Annotated in this window: 17 protein-coding genes; 7 read left to right on the top strand and 10 right to left on the bottom strand. The window is 42.4% G+C overall.

All coding sequences use genetic code 11. From position 1 onward, the window contains the following. Window positions 1-64 precede the first annotated feature (64 nt). The 3 genes from ACRRNK_RS10605 to ACRRNK_RS10595 all read left to right on the top strand — a co-directional run bounded on the left by ACRRNK_RS10605 (window position 65) and on the right by ACRRNK_RS10595 (window position 1936). The gene (locus tag ACRRNK_RS10605) at window positions 65-262 is read left to right on the top strand and encodes a hypothetical protein (protein ID WP_433946693.1); all 198 of its coding nucleotides are present in this window, start codon (window positions 65-67) and stop codon (window positions 260-262) included. A gap of 51 nt (window positions 263-313) precedes the next feature. Continuing rightward, window positions 314-790 carry a hypothetical protein gene (locus ACRRNK_RS10600; protein ID WP_433946692.1) on the top strand — a complete coding sequence of 159 codons (477 nt, stop codon included), beginning with the start codon at window positions 314-316 and terminating at the stop codon, window positions 788-790. A 306-nt stretch (window positions 791-1096) separates the two neighbouring features. After that, on the top strand, window positions 1097-1936 hold the full coding sequence (locus ACRRNK_RS10595; protein WP_433946691.1) for a copper amine oxidase N-terminal domain-containing protein: 840 nt from the start codon (window positions 1097-1099) through the stop codon (window positions 1934-1936). 259 nt (window positions 1937-2195) lie between these two features. Here ACRRNK_RS10595 and ACRRNK_RS10590 read toward each other — a convergent pair whose 3' ends face one another. Both ACRRNK_RS10590 and ACRRNK_RS10585 read right to left on the bottom strand, forming a co-directional pair. Beyond that, entirely contained in the window at window positions 2196-3644 is a 1449-nt protein-coding gene (locus ACRRNK_RS10590; protein WP_433946690.1) for a hypothetical protein, read from the bottom strand. Further along, a complete protein-coding gene (locus ACRRNK_RS10585; protein WP_433946689.1) occupies window positions 3645-4793 on the bottom strand; it encodes a copper amine oxidase N-terminal domain-containing protein in 1149 nt (382 codons plus the stop codon). A gap of 179 nt (window positions 4794-4972) precedes the next feature. Between ACRRNK_RS10585 and ACRRNK_RS10580 the strand changes: the two genes are divergently transcribed. The 3 genes from ACRRNK_RS10580 to ACRRNK_RS10570 are packed head-to-tail and all read left to right on the top strand — an operon-like array spanning window position 4973 to window position 7061. Beyond that, a complete protein-coding gene (locus tag ACRRNK_RS10580; protein WP_433946688.1) occupies window positions 4973-5629 on the top strand; it encodes a hypothetical protein in 657 nt (218 codons plus the stop codon). Further along, window positions 5629-6204 carry a hypothetical protein gene (locus ACRRNK_RS10575; RefSeq protein WP_433946687.1) on the top strand — a complete coding sequence of 192 codons (576 nt, stop codon included), beginning with the start codon at window positions 5629-5631 and terminating at the stop codon, window positions 6202-6204. The genes ACRRNK_RS10580 and ACRRNK_RS10575 overlap by 1 nt, the downstream gene beginning before the upstream one ends. Next, on the top strand, window positions 6201-7061 hold the full coding sequence (locus tag ACRRNK_RS10570; RefSeq protein ID WP_433946686.1) for a hypothetical protein: 861 nt from the start codon (window positions 6201-6203) through the stop codon (window positions 7059-7061). The genes ACRRNK_RS10575 and ACRRNK_RS10570 overlap by 4 nt, the downstream gene beginning before the upstream one ends. A 271-nt stretch (window positions 7062-7332) precedes the next feature. On the opposite strand, the gene ACRRNK_RS10565 is transcribed toward ACRRNK_RS10570, so the two are convergent. From ACRRNK_RS10565 to selD, 7 genes are all read right to left on the bottom strand, one after another. Continuing rightward, a complete protein-coding gene (locus tag ACRRNK_RS10565) occupies window positions 7333-8043 on the bottom strand; it encodes an alpha/beta hydrolase (protein WP_433946685.1) in 711 nt (236 codons plus the stop codon). Between the two features lie 134 nt (window positions 8044-8177). Then, a complete protein-coding gene (locus ACRRNK_RS10560; protein ID WP_433946684.1) occupies window positions 8178-8303 on the bottom strand; it encodes a hypothetical protein in 126 nt (41 codons plus the stop codon). A 35-nt stretch (window positions 8304-8338) separates the two neighbouring features. Further along, entirely contained in the window at window positions 8339-9109 is a 771-nt protein-coding gene (locus ACRRNK_RS10555) for an ABC transporter permease (protein ID WP_433946683.1), read from the bottom strand. A 14-nt stretch (window positions 9110-9123) separates the two neighbouring features. Further along, window positions 9124-9954, bottom strand: coding sequence for an ABC transporter permease (locus ACRRNK_RS10550; RefSeq protein WP_433946682.1), 831 nt, complete (start codon window positions 9952-9954; stop codon window positions 9124-9126). After that, entirely contained in the window at window positions 9951-10691 is a 741-nt protein-coding gene (locus ACRRNK_RS10545) for an ABC transporter ATP-binding protein (RefSeq protein WP_433946681.1), read from the bottom strand. Before ACRRNK_RS10545 ends, ACRRNK_RS10550 begins: the two co-directional genes overlap by 4 nt. A gap of 165 nt (window positions 10692-10856) precedes the next feature. Beyond that, window positions 10857-11891, bottom strand: coding sequence for a tRNA 2-selenouridine(34) synthase MnmH (gene mnmH / locus ACRRNK_RS10540; protein ID WP_433946680.1), 1035 nt, complete (start codon window positions 11889-11891; stop codon window positions 10857-10859). Between the two features lie 60 nt (window positions 11892-11951). Then, window positions 11952-13004 (bottom strand): selenide, water dikinase SelD, encoded by a 1053-nt coding sequence (gene selD, locus ACRRNK_RS10535; RefSeq protein ID WP_433946679.1) that lies wholly within the window; start codon window positions 13002-13004, stop codon window positions 11952-11954. 184 nt (window positions 13005-13188) lie between these two features. Here selD and ACRRNK_RS10530 point away from each other — a divergent pair, with 184 nt between their 5' ends. Then, window positions 13189-14268, top strand: a complete 1080-nt coding sequence (locus ACRRNK_RS10530; protein ID WP_433946678.1) for a permease — start codon at window positions 13189-13191, stop codon at window positions 14266-14268. 78 nt (window positions 14269-14346) lie between these two features. Here ACRRNK_RS10530 and ACRRNK_RS10525 read toward each other — a convergent pair whose 3' ends face one another. Beyond that, window positions 14347-16167 (bottom strand): hypothetical protein, encoded by a 1821-nt coding sequence (locus tag ACRRNK_RS10525; RefSeq protein WP_433946677.1) that lies wholly within the window; start codon window positions 16165-16167, stop codon window positions 14347-14349. Window positions 16168-16273: the final 106 nt, after the last annotated feature.

Below are 16273 nucleotides of genomic sequence, written 5' to 3'. Positions count from 1 at the left end.
ACTTCCAATGTGTGGTAATATTTAGTTGATTAACAATTCACTTTAGGAGGTGAAGGGACTGATAATGAGCATCCCTACTGACAAGCTTCCCATTACCGCAATGGCAATTTGTCATTATGAAGGAAGTCATGAATATTATCTATTTTCTTGTGACTTGGATTGGCAAGTCATTGGAGATTTTGACTTTAATACGCTGGAAGAAGCAATGTTGAGTGCTAAACTAAGTCATAACGTTAATGAAGAAGATTGGATAACTATCTAATAGTTCTATTCAATTATTATGGAAGTTAGTTCAGAACAGGGGAAGCTCATTATGGAAAAGAAGCAACTGAATCGTGAAGAATCATTAAATATCAAAGCGAAACTAAATTCTGTATGGGACATTACTGGTTACTATTGGTACCCTTTGGCTAAAACGAATAGAAATGATGTAATTGCGTTTGACTTCCCTTTTATAAATACTGATTTAAAGATGAACTTCTTGAAAGATTGTCTTATTACACATGGTGTTACAGACATTTATGAATATTGGGCAGGCAACGAACTTTGCTATAAATTTGCTTTAAATCATGAGGTAGAACAGCTTTTCTGGAAGAGTGACCCTTACTTTTCTGAATGTTATAACGAAGGCTTCTGGTTTTCAAAAGAAATGGATTGGATTATTTATTTTACTCATGAAGAAACTTGTACATTAGGCGGCGAATGGTTGATAACCACAGTAAAGCAGGGATGGCACGATTGGAATAAAAACATAAAGTGGGATACAAAGAACGATAAATCATTGAACTAACGGGGAACTATAGCTCAAATATCATAAAGAACCGGTAGCCACGGACGGCTGCCGGTTTTCTCTCAACTAACGGGCAGGTGGTCCCAATTAAAGGAAAAAGGATTTTAATAACGAGTAGTACTGTAACTCGATAGAAGGAGCTTCTTAAGTATGGGAAAATTCCTATGTGACTGTGGCAATCTATTCTCAACTGTACATAGAAGAGAACAAAGTTGTACACTGAGAGATTAAGGTATTAGACTGTTCATTCGTCATAAACTAACGCTAATCTAACGGTATACTTAAATCAGAAGGGAAGTGATTTTGTTGAAATCTGTAATCATAAGCGGGATATTAATTGCTATATTTTCAGTTCTTTATTTGCCTTCAGGAACAACTTTCGCCTTTGATTCAAAGGAAAAGTCTTTACGAATCATCGTTAATGATAAGGAGATTATTTTTAGAGACGCGAAACCATTCTATGATAAAAACGGCAGGGTGCAGGTTCCACTCCGTTTTGTAAGTGAGGCGATTGGGGCAAAAGTACAATGGGACGTCATAACAAGGAAAGTAACTGTCACTTTAGGTGGGGATAAGATTGAATTGGGTATAGGCAAGAAGTCATATACCTTAAATGGGCAGCAATTTAAAATGAATACTTCTTCTATAGTGAATCATGGTACAACGTTTGTACCGATTCGGTTTGTTGGCCAAGCTTTAGGAGCATTGGTAACCTTTGATACTATGCGTAATACGATACATATTGACACTGCCAACAGTGATGTTAACCTTGAGCAAATACCAATAAAGGAAGGGAAATCGATCTACAATGGTTTTATAATTGATTTGGATCCAGACTCGAAGTTACTTATAGGTAACGGTCTCTACGATACTTATGGCAGCGAATATTCGTTACTAAATATTGTGGTAACATTCGATAAGATGGATACGGAAACAGACTACAAAAAGCAATATAAAGATGTTGAAGAGATCCTGTTGCAGAAGGTGGATTCAGAAACAGTGGCCGCAGTGATGAAATATCTTAGTGCAAAGACAACGGCTGAGGACGTGCTTCCCTCTAAGGAATTTAAGGATACTAACTACAAGGTTATTGTCTCGTCAAGATTGATAGATTCCAATATAAACATTTTTGTCTTTAAGAATTAATTCTATTAGACCTGTGCCTCAGCGAAACGACGATGTTAATGAACTAACGGGCAGGATAGTTCCAAGAAGTGGTATTATTATTTGTGAGGTGATTATTAATGAGTTGGTTACAAGGTGGACCATTTTTAGAACTTAGCTTTATATTCAACGAACCAACGAAAATTGAAAAAGTCATCACTAAACTGAATAATGATAACGTTAAAATAGATGTCCACAACTCGCCAGAATATATTCAGCAATTTTACGAAGGTTATCCTTTTTATGAGGAAGATCCCTTAAATGTGTTTATCCATCGAATAGAAATCAACTTAACGGTGCACACAATCAGACAAAGGAGAGCTTTACTGTTTGTTGAGAAGATAAGTTCGGATTTATTATTATTTTCAATGTGTTTTTTCGGAGATAAATATGATGCTCCAGAGTGGAAGCAGCCAGGTATTAGAGATGATGAACTTGATGAATTTATCTCGTTGTTAATCTCACTAGCTGGAGTACCTACCCATGTAGGAGAACCGCTTCCTCCTGTTCTTGTAACATCTACTTTCAGCTTAACGTTTGGTACTCCAGTTAAAGCTACTTTCCAATCTGTTTGATCTTCTGTAGCCTGTTTTACATTGAGTACAACAGGAACTTGTTTTCCTATAGTGGGAGTTGTGATTTCTCCACCCACAGTTGAACTGTTCGGTATAGATAGTGAAGAGGTACATTTGCAAGTAATATCGTCTTGTACTTCGTAATACGCCGTTACTACGTTTCCCGTAGGTTGTACAAATGGATTACGAGAAATTGTGTTACCGTCTTTCTTGGAGTTTGGATCTCCTGTTTTTGCAGTGCCACAATCCAACTTCTGACGAGACTCGTCTTCCATTGTTTGTAGGTAAGAACATTTAAGTTTGTAAGTTTTACCATCAGATTTACCGACATAGGTTTTTGGTAATGTAATAGGCGCTGTTGCATTCGAGATAGGCCATTCTTCGTCTTCACGCTTTGTGTTGACTAATTTAGTCATAGAAGTTTTAATCGTGGGATCAGCTGCTGTTACTTTACCTGATGATGAATCTATTAAGCTTTTATCCTTGACTTTCAACAACTTAATCTTGACTGGACCTGTACCTGAAAATGCTATAGGCTGATCGTAATATTGCCTGAATCCACTCTTATTAGCCCATAACTCTGCACTCCTAATACCAGATAAAGTTACGTATTCTGTTGGAGTCCTAACCCCGTTATGTGTAACCCTAAAAACAGTTGAGAAATATAAGTTCTGTCCATCCTTTATATTTCTCAACTTAGGACTTGCTTCCAACTTCTTCATAATGGTGTCTTTGTCCATTTCGTAGATAGTTGTTATCTGACCCGGGTTAGGAAAGTTTGGTTTGTCTGACTTTACGAAATCTGTGGAATTTATTCTGATGTAGTTTGAGTCTTTCAGTGGAGTACATTGCACTGTTAGCGGTGCAGTACTATTACAAGTCGTATCCATTCTTATAATCCATGCCACTGACTCGTATTTGATACCAGATGTAGCTTGTTTATTGATAGCCTCGTAGTGTAGATTACCCGTTTCTTTTACGAATCGGAGTCCCATTTGCCCACTTCCAGATGATCCATCATTATCCCCAGTCCTTGCAAGTACTATGCTGGTGTTAGAAAGTAATGTTGTTATGAGAACTATTATACTTAGTACTAAAGATAAATACCTCTTCAATTATTTCAGCTCCTTGTACGAATAAGCACCTTTTCTAAACATGTTTTCTGGAGAGTATACTTTGTAGAATTCCCATTGATTATCTGTAACATTAGCAAATAGAGAGATATCCGCATACCCCTCATACCATACCCCTTTCTTCACAAACTTAGGAGACTCTGAAGCATAACTTGGGTCATAACTATCCATGCTAAATTGGCTTGCGTCATTTGCACTGATAACACGGAATTTGAATTTCGTTCTAATGAACTGCACACCAACATTGTAATGAACAGAACTAGGATCTGGAGAAGCGTAACCTTCGACTATCAGCTTGTTCTTTTTGACAAATGTTACAAAGTCTCTGTACACTTCTGGATTATACCCTTTCCATGCACCTAGTTGCTTCCAAGATTCTTTCCCATAAGAGTTAAGGTCAATAGTTCTATAATCTACATTAAGTGCAAGCTTGTAGTAGTTCTTAATGTTCATGCTGATACGGTCTAGGTTGGACTTATCCCAAGTGCGATTATTAACTTCCTCTTTGTTTTTGAAAGTGTTTCCTCCAGCAAGGATTTGATATTTCTTCACAGCATATGCCCAGTCTGGAGTATCAGACAGAAGCAACCATTCGTTAGAGTTTTGGTTAGCACGCAACTCACGACCCCACCAAGTAAGCTTTACATCCCCTGCATCAATCTTAGCTTGGTATTCAGGACTAACGATGTTTACAGCATAAGACTGTTGGTCCCATTTAACATCGGATTGCAGAGTCTCACTGACAAAGCGAAGAGGTACCATAGTACGACCTTCTACTTGAATTGCAGAGGTGTTAAGAGTTACTGCTTGACCATCAACTTTTACTACTTTAGAATTGATAGTCATTACGATTGTTTTACCTTTGTACTTCAAAGTAGCAGTACGAGTTGCATTATTCCAAGATACTTCTGCTCCCAGTTTCTCTGTTACAAAACGAAGCGGCACCATTGTGTTTCCGTTCTTGTCGAAGAATGGCTCTGTATCTGGGAAGCTTACTTTCTTACCATCTACTACGACATCAATTGTTAGAGCTGGTGTGTGTACTGGTGGTAGTGTCGCAGCACTAACTGCTCCTGCAGAACTAAATACTACCGAACTTACCATAACTGACATAAGAATCTTTTTAAACATAATTATCACTTCTCCTCATAATTTTAATTTAGGAGTTGTCGGATTGGTTACATGCCAATAATATTGAACATGTCCCTGATTACGACAACTCTGATTTATTTCGTTTTCTTTTTAAGTTTAGACCAATCATCTTCTGGATACGCAAGTGACATTGCTTTGTAAGGTGAATCTTTGAAGTAATGGTTCATGAATCTGACGACACCGTTCGTGAGTTTGACGTGGTGTCTAGTACTTTACCTATAGGTCTTAAAGTGGGGGATTACATAGACTACCGTTTAGTCTATCCACTAGGAGAAGATTACATTGTACTATCTCATAAGCGGGTAGAAGAGTTAAACGGTAAGACTGTAAAACTACATCTAAGCGAATCCGAGATTCATCAGTATCAAGCCGCTATCGTAGACTACTATCTTAAGATGCAAAGTGGTTCTATGGTATACATGGCTAAATATGTCGAGCCAGGAGCTCAGAAACAAGCAACCAGTTATTATGCAGTTCCTAAGAATATTCTAGCTATCATGGCAGCAGATCCTAATATTGTTGAAAAAGTTAACGCAGCTATTAACAACAATACTAGGACAATCATCGAACATGGTATGTCTGGAGTATCTACTGAACAGGGATCAGCAATTAACTCTGGTCGTAATGATATTAAGTCTAAGATCGATGAAGGACAAACTCAAGCTACTAACAACGCTAAAGCAAAAGCGGAAGAAGAAGCTCAGCTTAAACAACAACAGCAAGATGCCAACAACGTAATCGGTAGCGACAACAGCAAACCAAATGACTCTGGAACTAAAGCTCCTTTGAAAGTAGAGAAGGGAGTAGTTGAGTAATGCATATAGGAGTGTTTGGACACACCGACAAGAGACCATTCATTTACGCCATGCTAAAACTCCTTCAAGCAACTGGAGACGTAGCACTCATTTCTAATAATAGACATTATACAAGATTGCTTGAAGGTTACGTAAGTCAAGGTCATATGGCGAATATATTCATATCAGTTTCTGACGCAACTCCAGATGAAATCTTCGAAGAGATTGGACAAGCACCTGATGACTTTGATCACATTGTCTACGATATAGTTGATACCGTACCAGCAGAAATGGACTTGGTAGTCTATATCAAGACATACGATCTAGATGACGATGCTCAATCATTCCTAGAAATTCTCGGAGATGTAACAACAATTAATGTGCTCAATTACGACAATAAAGCAGAGAAAGATTCCTTGAACGTGTCATTGACTTTACCTATCTGGAAGTCAGTGGAAATGTTCGAAGCTTATAGAGTATTGGAGCCTATGAAGTCAAACTCTCTAACAAACGCAATAGCAAAACTACTTACTCCTAAATTGAATATGTCAGAGAAATCAGCATTGAAAGTTCTAGCAAGGGGGTGGGGATCTTGAGTATGAACGTTACTTTCATATCTCCAGACCGTAGGCAAGGGTTAACAACAGTGAGTGCTTTAACTGCTGTTGCCCTAGCTTCAACTCAAAATTTAACAACATGTCTTACATTCACCGGAGGAGATAATACCTCGCTGAACACATTCCTGGGATTAGATCCAGTGGAAGATAAAACTAGGAACATTGGTCAAATGGTGAAGCTTCTGGAAGCAGATGCTATCTCCGGAAACGAGATAGCAGACTACTGCACAAAGATCCCAGGAATACCAAACCTGCAAATTCTAGATTCTACATCTACAGATATCAACTCAGAAGCTAACGACAAGTTGATCAAGTTCGCTATTGAGAACATGACTACTGATGTCGTAATAACAGACGTCACTACAGAGATCTTTGATGAGGTAACCAAAGAGGTAATTGAACACTCAGATCTGGTTATTATGGTACTCACTCAGTCAAGAGATATCTGGAAGAAACTAAAACTGTGGGAAGAAGAGCAGTGGGAGCCTGGCTCTAAAGTAAGCCAAACGATTATGGAGAAGTTGAGCTCAAAGGGTCTGCTATTCGTATTCAATCAATATGATTATAACGTAGAAGCTTTCAGAGACACGACCAAGAAGTTTGGAATACGTCACAGACGTTGCTGTCGAATTAGTTATAATTCATGGATAAAAAAGACAAGTAACCAGGGAAAACTCCATACGATTCTACCATATATAATTAGTAAGGATCCAAGAGTAATTGATCTGAACATAGAGATCAAAGAGTTGCTCATGGTGATCCTTTCGAATCTAGGTGCTGGTAAGGAAATCAAAGAGTCAGATATCGAAGTCAAACAATTACCCGAAAAGCGTTGAACTAACGGAGAATGATAGTTGAATAAATTTTCATCTCGAAGCTGCCGTGAAATAACCGGCAGTTTCGTTGCACTAACAGGCAGGATAAGACAACATAAAGCAAAAAGAAGAAAGAAAGAAGAATTCGTAAAATATTATTGAGAGCCAAAGAACTAATACACATATGTACAAAATACGGGTTTTGTGAATAAGTACGGGATTGATTTATAACAGTTGTTAATCATACGTTAAATTGCAATGAAAACTAACCATCCTAGAGAGTTTTGTAACCTCAGTCTCCCGGATAAAGTTCAAAAATTTTAGAAACCAAGTCTTCTGAATTGGCATGAAATTGTTGATTTGAATCCGTCCAGACTGATCTCAGAAAATACGATGCATGAAATCTCCATCCTTGGTGAGATGGATTAAATTCCATTTGAATTTCACGTCCCGGTCTGCCTCGGTACAGTCTGGAACCCGGTCTGCGCCAGGTGCCAATTTGGGTAATCCTGTCAGGATTCTGACCCGTTATATATGTAAACCTTTGGTTAAATGGTATATCCTTCAAAAAATGCTTTGGGCTGCCCACAGCAAATACCTGAGCCCGCTGAATCCCATACATCTTCTCCAAATATAGCCCTGCACGGTAAGCGATCACACCTCCGGCACTATGTCCGATAAGGATAACATGATCAGCCTCAGCTAGGTTCTCGTGGATGATTTGTGCTGACTGCGTAACCCTTCTCGACATTTCCCGAGCGAGATCATAACCAACTTCAGTAAGCTGCCGGGCCAGCAGACGATATAATGAAGTGCCTGAAGTACCATTCGCAATTCCATAAGGAAAGACGACGACAATCTTAGCATTTTGATATCTTTTGGCAATCTCGATTGCAGCATCTTCGAAGTTATCCCGGTATGTCAGTACACCGGCAAAAAAACATACTAGCGTTCTGCACTGTTCATCACATGTGCTATTGGGGGATACGTGCGCCTCGATCAAGATTCACAGCCCCCTTCTCTACTTTGATCCTGGTTGTGCTTACTGCCCTATATATTGATCTTGCTCATATCTATATACAGTATATTCCAGCGATGGACATCTAAATCAACGAAGCCAGCACCATGCATCCACCCCTAATCATGCAGAGCCTGTCTCCCATCGGACGCTGTAAATACTTCATAACCTTCATTTCGAAAAGATTGCTCCACCATACTAACAATTTCCGCCTCATCGTCCACAATCAAGATACGTTCACTCAATAGCCATTCATTCCTTTTCTGCTCAATGTCATCTGTTATTTGGACCAATTCTTCTTATTCCATATGAACATTGTAGCAAGGAATCCACCGCCCAGACAGCCAAGAACAGGCAAATAGAAGTATTCATTATAGCTGCCGGCGAGCAGCTTGAAGATCGTAGAAGCACTTAGCAGGAAAAAACTCATCATATCAGACAGATATAAGCTTCCAACCATAACTCCAATCCAGACAAAATATGAAATGATCGAGCTTGGCATCATGGTACAGATCAAGCTCACCACGCTTAGCTCAGCCAGAATAATCAAGTAGAATAGCCCATAGCTTTGGAGACTATACTGAAATGCCTCCCACGGATCGTAGGATCGATTCGGATTAAGGAAGGTGACATGCTCGACGCTCGGAAGTCCAAGATGTCCTGCCACTTCTCCAATCATGAACGTAAGACAAGTAAAGATCAGCAGCATAATTGCAAGGGTAATCCACTTGGCTAAGTATAATCTGGAGAATGTGATTGGACGGATTAAGACCAGTCGAAACTGACCGGATGTATTCTCGGAATTCAGACTATCGATCATGATGAGAGGTCCAATAATTAGAGTCAGAATGAACGACACTTCCTTAAGCAGAAAGACCGAGAAGTTCTGAGCATTTAGCGGTACAGAGTTGACATTGTCAAAGGCGCCAATCATTTGCATTTTCAGAAAAAAACAGTCAAACACCACGATAGCTGCGAATAAGATTAAGCTCACCATAGTTTTCTTACGCTTCCACATACGTTCCCATTCACTCTGCATTAACGGTAACATGATTCTAGCTCCTCCTATATCCAGCGATCTCTTTTTGTAAATCCAATGAATGCACCAAGCAGACCCATTGCTATATACCCTTCGAGAGTTCCGAGCACAATAGCAGGATAGTGTACCTTGTTATCTGACAGCATTAATGCAACTCCCTTATACTGGATCTGCGTAATAGATAACAGCTCTAGTTGATCGGGCAGCTGTAATTTCAAGACCTTGTTCGCAACCGAATAGATTGTGGGATAACCCATAGATAACAACAGAAATCCCTTTCCAACACCTATAGAAGCTGTTGAGGTAGAACAGATTACAGCAATGAATGTGAAGACACTTCCCATCGCCAGAGTAGTTAGAAGAGCTGTCCCGTAATATTGGAGTGAATAGATCAGGAGCTCGGCTCCTGAAGCCGAAGTCTCATGATAGAACAGCCGCACACTGGGCTCAGAACCGAAGAACAGCTGGCCCATAACGACCGCGTTACCGAGATAAGCAACAAAGTAAAGTACAATAGTGATGACATAAGCCAAATATTTCGCCGTAAAAAGTTGACCGAACGTGAAGGCGCGCAGCATCACCATCCGCAGCTGACCGCTGCGATATTCCTCCGTAAAAGATAAAGTTAACATGATTAATGAAATGATGTTAAACACAACAATCAACTGCTCAATCAAGGCCATAACCGGAAAGTTCTGTGAACTGACATGCTCTGGGCTATTTACGGGAGTAAGCAGATTAGTAGACATATAGTATTTGGCCGTGGCGAATATAATTAAGGGGATCGCGAGGAAAAACACCCACGTAAGCTTGCGTTTCCATAAGCGTTCCATTTCACTCAGCAGTAAGTTTCTCATCTTGATGTCATCATCTCCACGAAATGATCTTCAAGCCCCTGCGTTCCTGCCTCTTTTAGCCACTCGTCTTTGGTGCCTTGCCAGATTAGATTCCCTTCCCGAATGATCACAAACCGGTCACACATCCGCTGAAGCTCATCGAGAAGATGGCTGGAGATGAAGAATGTAATTCCGTAATCCTCACGAAGCTGAAGAATTAGATTCCTAAGATCCCTGATTCCCATCGGATCCAGTCCGTTCGCAGGTTCATCTAGAATGATTATACGGGGCTGACCAAGAAGGGCCTGAGCAATTCCGAGCCTCTGCTTCATCCCGAGTGAATACGTTCTTACTTTGTCTCGCCCCCGCTCTTGAAGACCAACGATGGCAAGAACCTCTTCCACCCGCTTGTTCCTATCCTCCGCTGCCAAGCCCGGATGCAGCCGGGCAAGGTTCATCAGATTATCTCTTCCAGACATATATGGGAAAAAGATCGGTGATTCCACAATGGCCCCAACTTGAGATAAAGCCTTAACTCGTTCTTGATGAATGTCTATCCCATTAATCGTGATTTGTCCTTCCTTCGGTTTGATAAGTCCAGTAATCATACGAATTAATGTTGTCTTTCCCGCTCCATTCGGACCAACAAAACCACAAATCTCGCCTTCCCTGATTTCAAATGACAGATGATTCACCAGCACTCGGTTTCCTGCTGATTTAGATACATTGGATACCTTGAGTACATTATTTGACAGCATAATAAATCCCCTCCTGAAGAACATCTTAGAGGGGATTTATAAAGAATTTATAACGTGCAATGTTGTATAAAAAAAGCTCCTGCCTTTGCATACTTGCAAGGACAGGAGCTTAAACAATTCGCTAATGGTTCCAATTGTTGTTTGTTATAACCAGCTAAACGCTCTTTAGTTCAATTCGCTTAAATAATGAATAACAGCAGCTTCGGCTTCGTCCAAATTGTTCACGGTAAAAGTAACCTTGCTGACTTCTTCATATTGCTGTGAAGTATAGTCATACTTCGGATCATAATAATACTCCAGCATCAGCCTTACGGCTTCAGCGAACTGATCGGCATTCAAGCACCTGTCAATTTCGGCGGCAATTGGTACGTGAATGCGGGATTTGATCCTTTGAAAGGAAGCGATATACTGCGCCTTATATTGCTGCGGCTGATAATCCTCTAAAATTTGCCGCACCCTCGCCTCAATCGGCATTTCAATCCAAATCTGGCTTCCGGTTTCTTTTTGATGAGCCAGGAAGTTCGGCATAACCACTTTGCCGATTCGCTTGCTTTCCGCTTCGAACAGAACGTAAGGTGAATCCTGGAGCTTGATCAGTTCCTCAAGCAGCAGACTATCGAAGGTCTTCTGGTTATTCGCTTTAAGGCCAATATGACCGAATATAGACCCCCGGTGACCGGCTAGTCCCTCCAGATCAAGCACCGGGTATCCTTTTTTCTTCAGACGGCGAAGCAGATTGGTTTTGCCGGTACCCGTATTTCCATGTATCACAAATGACTTTGGCTTGAAGTCAAAGGCCTCAAGCTCTTCCATTACCCATTTACGATAAGCTTTATATCCCCCGACCAAACGATAAGCATGAATATCCATAAGCGAAAGTACGGTTGCAGTTGTACGGCTGCGCATACCACCCCGCCAGCAGAATACTGCCTTATCGCCCTCGATTGCGCCAAATTCCCGGATAAAGCTTGGCAGCTTGGACGAGATAATCTGGAGGCCACGGTCTTTGGCCGCTTGAACGCTGGTCTGCTTGTATAAAGTACCTACCTCAGCCCGTTCCTCGTCATTGAAAAAGGGAATATTGAGACTGTTCGGATATGTGGAATCTTCATATTCTGAAGGAGAACGCACATCAATAACCGTCAGCTTCTTCTTGTTCTTAAGCTCTCTTAATTGCTCTAATGAAATATCCTGAAACAATGTCGTTCACCTCTTATTCTTCGTTGCTCTATTCAGGATTAAAGTCTTCCAATATCAGATTTATGCGGTTACCGTAATTTGACCCGGATGTTCCTCTATGACTTCGCCAATTAGAGCAGCCTCAACCCCGGCAGCTTTCAGTTCCTTCAGCAATGAATCACTTTCCTCAGAGGCAACCGAGATCAACAGTCCGCCTGATGTGACGGCATCACATAGAATATAACGATCGATCTGATCCATCTGCTCAGGATACAGAATACTGCCGTCCAGATGGGCAAAGTTATTCTTAGTGCCACCTGGTACGAAGCCGTTCTCCGCAAGCTCTCTGACTCTGGGCAGGACAGGCACGGCTTCTTTATGAATTACAAGCCCAAGATTGCTGCCCTTGGCCATTTCGGAAGCATGACCGAGCAGGCCAAAGCCTGTGACATCGGTGCAGGCATGAACTGTGTAAGGCTCCATAATCTCAGCAGCAGTCTTGTTAAGCGTGGACATCACGGAGACAAGCCGGGTAGTTTCTTCTTCAGTTAACTGATCTTTCTTGATTGAGGTAGTTAGAACCCCCACACCAATAGGTTTCGTTAGGATCAGCTTGTCCCCAGCCTGTGCTCCAGCATTCGTTCTTACCTTGTCCGGGTGAACAGTTCCCGTTACGGACAGGCCGAACTTCGGCTCCTTATCATCAATCGAATGGCCGCCAACGAGTGTGGCCCCGGCTTCCTTCACTTTATCACCTGCTCCTCGCAAGATATCCGCGAGTATGCTTTTATCCAGAACGGAAATAGGAAAGGCTACAATATTAAGAACGGTAAGCGGCTTCCCGCCCATGGCATAAATATCACTAAGTGCATTTGCAGCGGCGATTTGGCCAAATGAATAAGGATCGTCCACAATCGGTGTAAAGAAATCAAGGGTCTGCACGATTGCCAGATCATCTGTGAGCCGGTATACTCCGGCATCATCACTCGTATCTGTGCCGACTAATAGATTCGGATTAGGTTCAGTCGGTGGCAGTGTCCGGAGAACCTGCATCAAATCCGCAGGACCAATTTTGCATCCGCAGCCCCCTTTGGAGGATAGGGAGGTTAACTTTATATTTCCAGCTTGAGACATGATGGACTCAGCTCCTTAACAATTAATATGAACCTAGGCTATGCGACACTACTAACATTCACAGAATACCTTATATTTTACACGAAAAATCGACCGGTGTACAAAAAATAAGTTACTTAATATATCTCGGCATGCTATAATTGTAGCCTTGATTAATTACGATCACATGGAGGTCAGTCAGCATATGTCATCAAATAGTAATGCTTCTATACATGGAGGCAAGAGACCATCCTCATTCAGAGGTATCCTGTTTGTCATCCTTTTCCTGATTATTGCAATTGCCGGGCTCACTTATGTCAAGTGGTGGCCTTACTATTTCAAGGCTATTAAAGCGGCAGCTGAACATAGCATCGGCTCCTCAATTCTGACCAGCGACCAAGGAACTGCTCCAGCTCCATCTATACAGTCTGCCTGGGATTACGGAGTGGTATACTTTAAATCGGTATGGAAGGCTGCGGTGCTGGGGATTTTGCTTGGTTCTCTCGTGCAGGTTCTCCTTCCATCAAGCTGGCTGCTCAAGGTTCTGGGTAAAACCAATTTCAAAAGTACAGCCCTCGGCGGTATCGCCGCTCTTCCAGGAATGATGTGTACCTGCTGTGCAGCACCGATAGCCGTTGGGTTGCGTAAAAAAAATGTCTCCATTGGTGCCAGCTTGGCCTTCTGGATCGGGAATCCGGTACTTAATCCAGCTACCCTGATCTTCATGACTTTTGTACTTTCGTGGAAATTCACCCTGCTGCGTATCGTATTCGGAATTCTGCTTACCTTCGCAGTGAGTTACTTCGCGAACAAGTTCGCAGGGAACACTAAAATTCCAGATGTGATTGAAGATGTGGTTAATCAGCCGAATGAGCCACAAGGCTCTTTCGTGAGCCTTTGGCTGAGAAGCATGGGCACGATGCTTCTGACCATCGTACCTGCTTACTTGGTTACGGTTCTCCTGCTCGGCGCAGCGCGTGCCTGGATGTTCCCGTCACTCGGAGCAGGCAGTATGAGCGGAATCTTGGCCGTTATTATTTTTGCTATCGCAGGTACCCTGTTTGTGATCCCCACGGCAGCAGAAATTCCCATCATTGCAACGTTCTTATCACTTGGCTTTGGAGCAGGTGTAGCCGGGGCGCTTCTCATTACACTTCCTGCAGTCAGCCTGCCATCCATGCTGATGGTGTCCCGCTCATTTCCACGCAAGGTCATTTGGTTTGTCTTCGCCTCAGTTATACTTCTAGGCTTAATATGCGGTGCGATTAGCACTGTCGTCCTGTAAGCTCACAAAAACCCACAACCATATAGGTTGTGGGTTTTCTTGTCAGACCTAAACTGTATGACTTAAAGTAGTAATGCCTTAAGGTTTGAGTGCTTTCCAGTATTCATACGCATGTACTGCGATACCGGAATAGGATTGATACTTGGAGAGAAGCGCAGGCAGCTTGGCCAGCTCTCTTTCAAGCACCTCACTTCCTAACTGATAAAAGCTTACATAAGGCCCTTCCGAACTTACTTTGGTCTCAACTGCCAGAATGATTGGCTTGCCCAGCTCATTGCCGAAAGCAAGTTCTTCCTTAGCCATATCAGCAAGTCCACCTGTACCGGAAGCATAATTTCTGAAGTCCATGATGGTTACATGATCCATCTTCTGAATGAACCACTTGCTGACTGAGATTCCCCCATCGTTCATTACCAGATATCGGTCTACCCACGAGGCCAGATCGACACTGGTCTGCAGATTCGAGTTTTTCTTAACTTCTCCGATAAAATAATTCATATTGCCTGTCCACTCGCTGATAACTCTGTCTGTGGCCGAATACCACTGTGGTAGAACCCAAGGTTCAATATCATAATGGATACCGAAGAATCTCTCTTCGGGTTCAGCTTGCCGATTGTAATCCTTCACATAGTTAATTAACTTGGTGATCTGCGGACGATTCTCGGTAAAGGCCAAGCTTCCATTTCCGCCCATCGCGTGCACCTCAATCCCTGCATTCCAGGCTTTCTTCATGAAGGACCGATAAGCGGCGAACTTGTAATCCGTATTAATGTGCAGATAAAGCAAATTAATGTTCTTGCTCTTGGCGAATGCTAGCACCTCGTCTGGGCTGTTCACAACATCTCCAGCTTCCCAAATATAGGTAGCTCTTACTTGCGGGCTGCGATCCAGTGGCTTCGCTGCAGGAACCATTGTACTTGGCGCCTCCGGCGCCGGATCTGGTACTGGAACCGGCGTCGGCGTTGGGGTAGGATTCGGTGCAGGTGTCGGCGCTGGTGTTGGTGCAGGTGTCGGAGCCGGTGCTGGTGTCGGCGTTGGCGCTGGTGTTGGAGTTGATGGCGCAGGAGTGACAATATCTGCCTTCATCAACTTTGCCCAGCTCTCTGCATCATTGACCGCCGATCCAGCATAAGAACTTACGGTGCTGAATTGATCATTGACTTCCCACAATGCATCATCTACTAGTTGCGGATTCTTCCCGTAGAATGAAGCATCCGCGCTGCTTGGATCCTCTTTCGTGTTCAAGGCGACTACGATTTGTTTGTTCAATGATTTGGCTAATTGAATTTGTGAGCTTACACTATCGATGATTCCATTCTTATCGTAGACACCTGTCTTATAATCGAGAATCGTTACATGGTTAAAGGACTTAATGAACCATTGCAGCGTGGTGTCTCCCCCAGGCAACTTGTCGCCTTTTAGCCAGTAAGGAAGATCGATCCCTAGTTCCAGTCCAGGCAGCTTCGATGCGGCCTGAGTGATGAAGCTTTGAAGGTTAGCACGCCATGAAGTTGTCACGGCTCCTGGATCTGTGCTCCACTGTGGCAGGGAATACGGTTCTACCCGAAGATGAATCCCTTTCAGCTTCTGATCAGCCGATGCCTGAGTATTGTATGCACTCACCCAATTAATGAGCTCCGTGTACTTCGACTTTTTCTCCTCAAGAGCCCAATCCGGGCTTCCATCCAGGGCATGCACCGCAATCCCTTTCTTGCTGGCATTCGCAATGAATTGCCCATACACATTGTTAGACAGTGATTGGTTAATCTGCAGATAGATGACATTCACACCCTGTGAGGATGCGTAATTTATCAGCTTACCACCGCCATTCTCGATCAGTTCTGTATGCATCACCCAAGTTGCCTTGACATCGTGCCTGGAAGCAAACCCCGTTAGCATTGATGCAGTGCAAATTAAAATGACCAGAGCTGTCCAAGAATACAGTCGTTTCATTATTTTCCCCTCTTCCTTCTTAAATTCTTCCATGAACCTCGTCGAATAAAAT

The sequence above is a fragment of the Paenibacillus sp. SN-8-1 genome (assembly GCF_050995535.1).
GTDB lineage: Bacteria > Bacillota > Bacilli > Paenibacillales > Paenibacillaceae > Fontibacillus.
This window is presented reverse-complemented; position numbering and strand designations above follow the sequence as displayed.